The 4,989-nt window shown below is 38.3% G+C and carries 3 protein-coding genes; all 3 read left to right on the top strand.

Features of this window, described 5'->3' with window-relative positions; all coding sequences use genetic code 11:
* Positions 1-1,677: 1,677 nt before the first annotated feature.
* Positions 1,678-2,304, top strand: coding sequence for a hypothetical protein (locus EXA13_RS16175; RefSeq protein WP_238134049.1), 627 nt, complete (start codon positions 1,678-1,680; stop codon positions 2,302-2,304).
* A gap of 660 nt (positions 2,305-2,964) precedes the next feature.
* A complete protein-coding gene (locus EXA13_RS16170; protein ID WP_217523172.1) occupies positions 2,965-3,378 on the top strand; it encodes a VOC family protein in 414 nt (137 codons plus the stop codon).
* A 150-nt stretch (positions 3,379-3,528) separates the two neighbouring features.
* Positions 3,529-4,254 (top strand): hypothetical protein, encoded by a 726-nt coding sequence (locus tag EXA13_RS16160; protein WP_226978386.1) that lies wholly within the window; start codon positions 3,529-3,531, stop codon positions 4,252-4,254.
* Positions 4,255-4,989: the final 735 nt, after the last annotated feature.

Genomic DNA, 4,989 nt, shown 5'->3' with positions numbered 1-4,989 from the left:
ATGCTTTGAAATGGTTAGTAAAGTTACATAACAAAGCATTTAAGAGGGACAATCAACGCGTGGCATTTTTGGTTTGGATACGCATTTGAGGTTACGGCTGGTTAGTTTTAGTGCAGTTGTTTACGTTGCTTGCCCCTTAATGCGGCGTTATGTAACCGTAGAGGAAGGTTTTTTAATATATTGAAATTTAAAGTGTTTTTATCTTTTGCATTTTAAAGTAAGCTTCTGCTTTTCATGTCTGATACTTTTAACTGATTGTGTTAATTGGTTATTTATACGGTTTGTAAAGTCAGTCTTATTCCTGTTGATTTGGTTTTCGTCTTCTTGTTCTTCAAGTCTGTATTCTGAACTTAATGGTAAAGCGAGTTTGCGTTCAGCTTGTCTATAGTCATGATCCGCAGAATCAAGTTACTTTTGTAGTTGCCAGAGTTTTTTCTACTGGGTCAATGCTGACTTTTCGTGTAAGTTAAATCGTGTTTGGCGATGCTGTTTTTGGTAATGCTTTGAAATGGTTAGTAAAGTTACATAACAAAGCATTTAAGAGGGACAATCAACGCGTGGCATTTTTGGTTCGGGTGAGCATTTGAGGTGACGGCTGTTTAGTTTAAGTGCAGCGTTTTGCGTTTCTTGCCCCTTAATGCGGCGTTAGGCGATGTTCGTGAAATTAAACAAATCATTCGTTGATTCTTAATCGTGACTCTTTGAATTATTCCGTTTAATCAATGAGTTGTTGAATCCATCAAGTTATCAGCCAAAGAGAATATCATCAATTTTCTGTTCTCAAAAAAGTTAACGGTCGAGTTTTACTCATGTTTGATAAGCTTTGTGCTTCTCGTTCTTCGAGTTTTAAGGTCATCCTTAACGGTTAAGTGATTTTGCGATGAGCTTGGTGGCAGTGACCTTTTCTTTGAACTAGACCATGAGTTTCGTTGTTGGCAAGTGAATATTACTGGGTCAATGCTAAGCTGACGTGTGATTTTAAGTTGATTTGTTTAGATGGTTCTTTGGTAATGTATTGAAATTATTTGTAAAAATCGCCTAACAAACAGCTCAAGCGGGACTTCCAACGCTCGCCATTTTTGGCTTTAATGGCTTTTGAGGTTACGGCTGGTTAGTTTTAGTGTGATTGTTTGCGTTGTCAGCCCCTTAGCTGGGCGTTATGTAACCGTAGAGAAAAAGATCACAATTTATTGATAATTAAGCTATTTCTATGCTTTTTCGTATTTTGATTTTGGTTTCTGATTTATTTGGTAGGTACTTTTAACTCATTGTTTAAATTGGTTATTTGTCAGTTTGTAAAATCAGTTTTATTCATATTGATTTGGCTTGCAGCTTCTTGTTCTTCGAGTCTTCATTCAGTACTTAATGGTAAAGCGGGTTTGCGTTCAGCTTGTCTATAGTCATGATCCGCAGACTCAAGTTGCTTTTGTGGTTGCCAGAGTTTTTTCTACTGGGTCAATGCTGACTTTTCGTGTAAGTTAAATCGTGTTTGGCGATGCTGATTTTGGTAATGCTTTGAAATAGTTAGTAAAGTTACATAACAAAGCATTCAAGAGGGACAGTCAACGCGTGGCATTTTTGGTTTGGGTGGCATTTGAGGTTACGGCTGGTTAGTTTAAGTTCGGTTGTTAGCGTTGCTTGCCCCTTAATGCGGCGTTATATTAATCGGGAGTTTCTGTGAACTTTAGCTTTTCACAATATAATCAGTTTTGCACAGTTCTTGACTCGTATCGAGTTCATGCTCTTATGGTAGAAGACTTTCTGGCGAGTCAGATTCACGAGCTAAAAGGAAAAATTAAGGACTCTGGTGGTTCATCTGTTGATGTGTCTATTGGTGTTCATGACGCGTATTTGGAGGAAATCGAAGTTATTTTCCCCTCAATCCAACGTAGAGCAGAAGTTATAGTCTCTTACTCTGTGCTTGAACATCAGATGCAGCAGATTTGTGAGCTTATTGAAAAAGAGCTTGATAGCCTCATTAAGCTCAAAGATCTTGCGTCAAATGGCATCATCGACCAATGTCAAAAATATCTAGAAAAAGTAGTTTCAGTGTCCTTTCCTAAACAAGAAGCAGCCTGGAAAGAAATTTTATTTATACAACAAATTAGAAATAGTTTGGTTCATGCTGACGGTACGGTGAAAACAGGTAATAAGGCGCTAAGAGGTTATATAAGCCAAAATAAGTATTTAGATATCTCCAGCGACAATAAAGTTGTGTTGTTGGCAGGGTTTACAGTGCACTGTGTGGACGTTTATTGTCACTTTCTAACGGATTTATATGTCAGCATGAGTAGCGAAAATTAATATAACAAAGCATTTAAGAGTGATTCGCAACGCTTGGCGTTTTCGCTTCGCTCAAGTATAGCCAAGCGTCGCTCACACCTTAATGCGGCGTTATGTAACCGTAAAGAAAAAGACCGCAATATATTGAAAATTAAAAATATTTTTATGCTTTTGCTTTTTTAAGTTGGCTTCTACTTCACATGTTTATGGTTTTAACTTATTGTTTTAATTGGTTATTTATAAAGTTTGTAAAGTCAGTCTTATTCATGTTGGTTTCGTTTTCGTCTTCTTGTTCTTCGAGTTTTCAGTCTTTTCTCAATGGTTAAGTGAGTTTGCGATAAGTTTGGTGGCAATCATTTTTTTCTTTGAACTAGGGCTCGCAGTTTCGTCGTTGCCACGCAAATTCTACTGGGTTACTGCTAATTTTTCATGTAAGTTAAACGATATTTGGCAATGTTTTTCTTTGTAATGCTTTGAAATGGTTAGCAAAGTTACATAACAAAGCATTTAAGAGGGACAATCAACGCGTGGCAGTTTTGGTTTGGTTGGTATTTGAGGTTACGGCTGGCTAGTTTAAGTTCAGCTGTTTGCGTTGCTTGCCCCTTAATGCGGCGTTATGTGCTTTCGGTAAATGTTCAAAAGTAGTATAGAATCATGTGTTTAAACTATTGGAAAGCTATTATGCCTAAAGTCGTCCAACAGCAAATTGGCACTATCGCCCTTGTCGTCGAAAACTATGATGATGCCATTGATTTCTATACTAAAAAGCTTCAGTTTACTCTAGTTGAAGATACCGATTTAGGTGGCGGTAAGCGATGGGTTCAAGTTTCACCACCCAACTCGAATGGGACAAATTTACTGTTAGCTCAAGCGAGTACAGATGAACAAACTCAGTTTATCGGTAACCAAACTGGCGGTAGAGTCTTTCTATTTCTACAAACGAATGACTTTTGGCGAGATTATGAGCTGATGAAAGCAAACGGTGTTGTTTTCAACGAAACGCCACGAATTGAAGAGTATGGGACGGTTGTAGTATTTCAGGATCTTTATGGAAATAAGTGGGATTTGTTGCAATTAAGCAGCGATCATCGTTAGTACGCACATAACAAACGCTTCAAGAGGGACAGCCAACGCGTGGCATTTTTACTATGCGTTGGTTTTTGTGGTTACGGTGTTATGCGGTAAGTTGGTAGTAGCGTTGGCTGCCCCTTAAGCGGGCGTTAGGTTTAGTTCAAAGGATTGTTAATGAACAAGGTATTTGGAGTTATTTCTTTGGCATTGGTTGTGTCATTCTTTTTTTTAGTGAGTGTTGCTGGTGAAAACAGTCGTGCAGACGAGATTATAGGTGAATTATTTATCAAGCTTAAGAACGAAGATTTCTCAAGTGAATGCATTAAGGTTGTTGTTGGTAACGCCCCAAACTTCGATTCACAGTGTGATCAAGACATGTTTGTTTTCACTGTTAGCTTGCTGAAAAGATTTGATTTACGTGACGGTGGCAACTTTTCCATCAATCTCAAAAAAGAAAATTACTGGTTCCCTTTTACCAATAATCAAGGGATAAGGGTTAGCTTAAACCTGTCACAAACTGAGAAAAGTAGTTTTTTTAAGCTATCAAATGACCTCGACTATGTAAAAAATCTATTTGTGATTAAAAGGACAGGTTTTAAGTGGCAGATAGACTCAATTACTATAAATGACCCCGATCTAGTGAAAATTTTCAACGACACTAAGAAGCAAATCAATTTCAAAAAATACCTTGTCCAGTTAGATTCTGGCTACCAGCTAAATGAAATAATCATACATGGTGGGGAATTTACTGATATAGACCGGTTATTACTTAAATTCAGCGTAGAAAAACTACTCAAGTACTTCGAGTCCCAAAAACCTAACAAACTGCTTAAGAGGGATTCGCAATGCGTGGCATTTTCAGCATGCGGTGAGTTTCGTGACTACGATAGTATGCGGTAGCTTTTGCAGTGCATTGCTCACCCCTTAGCAGGGCGTTATGCTTAATCTCATAAAATCAATCGGTTGTGACCTTTTCTCTGTTCCTTCAGCCATTCGGTCTTGTTTGTCGGCAATTGAATAATACTGTCGCTGTTTTAAGTGAATTGGTGCTGTGAGTTTGAATGGTTGCCTCATTTTAGTTTTGGGCCGGTTCGTGTTGAGTTTCTTTTTCTCGAAGTCGCTTTGAGTGATTTGGCTCCTTGGCTTATCGGCCAAAAGCGTATCGGCAATTTACTATTGTTTTGCGCTGCCTAATGAAAAGGCAATTTCGCTGGCGCTTGTGGTTCAGCGCTGTTGCCTCATTCGAGTTTTACGCCAATTTGCTGTGAGTTTGGTTGGTCCGTATTTCATTGAAAGGGCACTTTGTTCTTTTTATCGTAGTGAAATTAACGTGGTTTTTATTCAAATTATGGTTTCGATCAGGTTAACGAGTTTTGGTGTTTGGGTTGGTTTGAAAATCTGAGTTATTCTAGTGGCTGATTAAACCTAAGTGTTTGAAGTTTAAGCATAACAAACGGTTCAAGAGGGACAACCAACGCGTGGCATTTTTACTATGCGTTGATTTTTGTGGTTACGGTGTTATGCGGAAGCTTGGTAGTGGCGTTGGTTGCCCCTTAACCGGGCGTTAACTGTCTTAAGTTTCCACTATCGAAAGGAGTTTTAAGGTGGATGTTAATAGTTACATAACACCTGTAG

The organism is Vibrio cincinnatiensis (assembly GCF_022113815.1).
Lineage (GTDB): Bacteria > Pseudomonadota > Gammaproteobacteria > Enterobacterales > Vibrionaceae > Vibrio > Vibrio cincinnatiensis_A.
The sequence above is the reverse complement of the archived record's forward strand: the minus strand, read 5'-3'. Positions and strand labels throughout refer to the sequence as shown.

What these genes read in the sequence shown, in the direction of transcription:
- EXA13_RS16170 (WP_217523172.1), top strand. Translation starts at nt 2,965, where the DNA reads ATGCCTAAAGTCGTCCAACAGCAAATTGGCACTATCGCCCTTGTCGTC.
- EXA13_RS16160 (WP_226978386.1), top strand. Translation starts at nt 3,529, where the DNA reads ATGAACAAGGTATTTGGAGTTATTTCTTTGGCATTGGTTGTGTCATTC.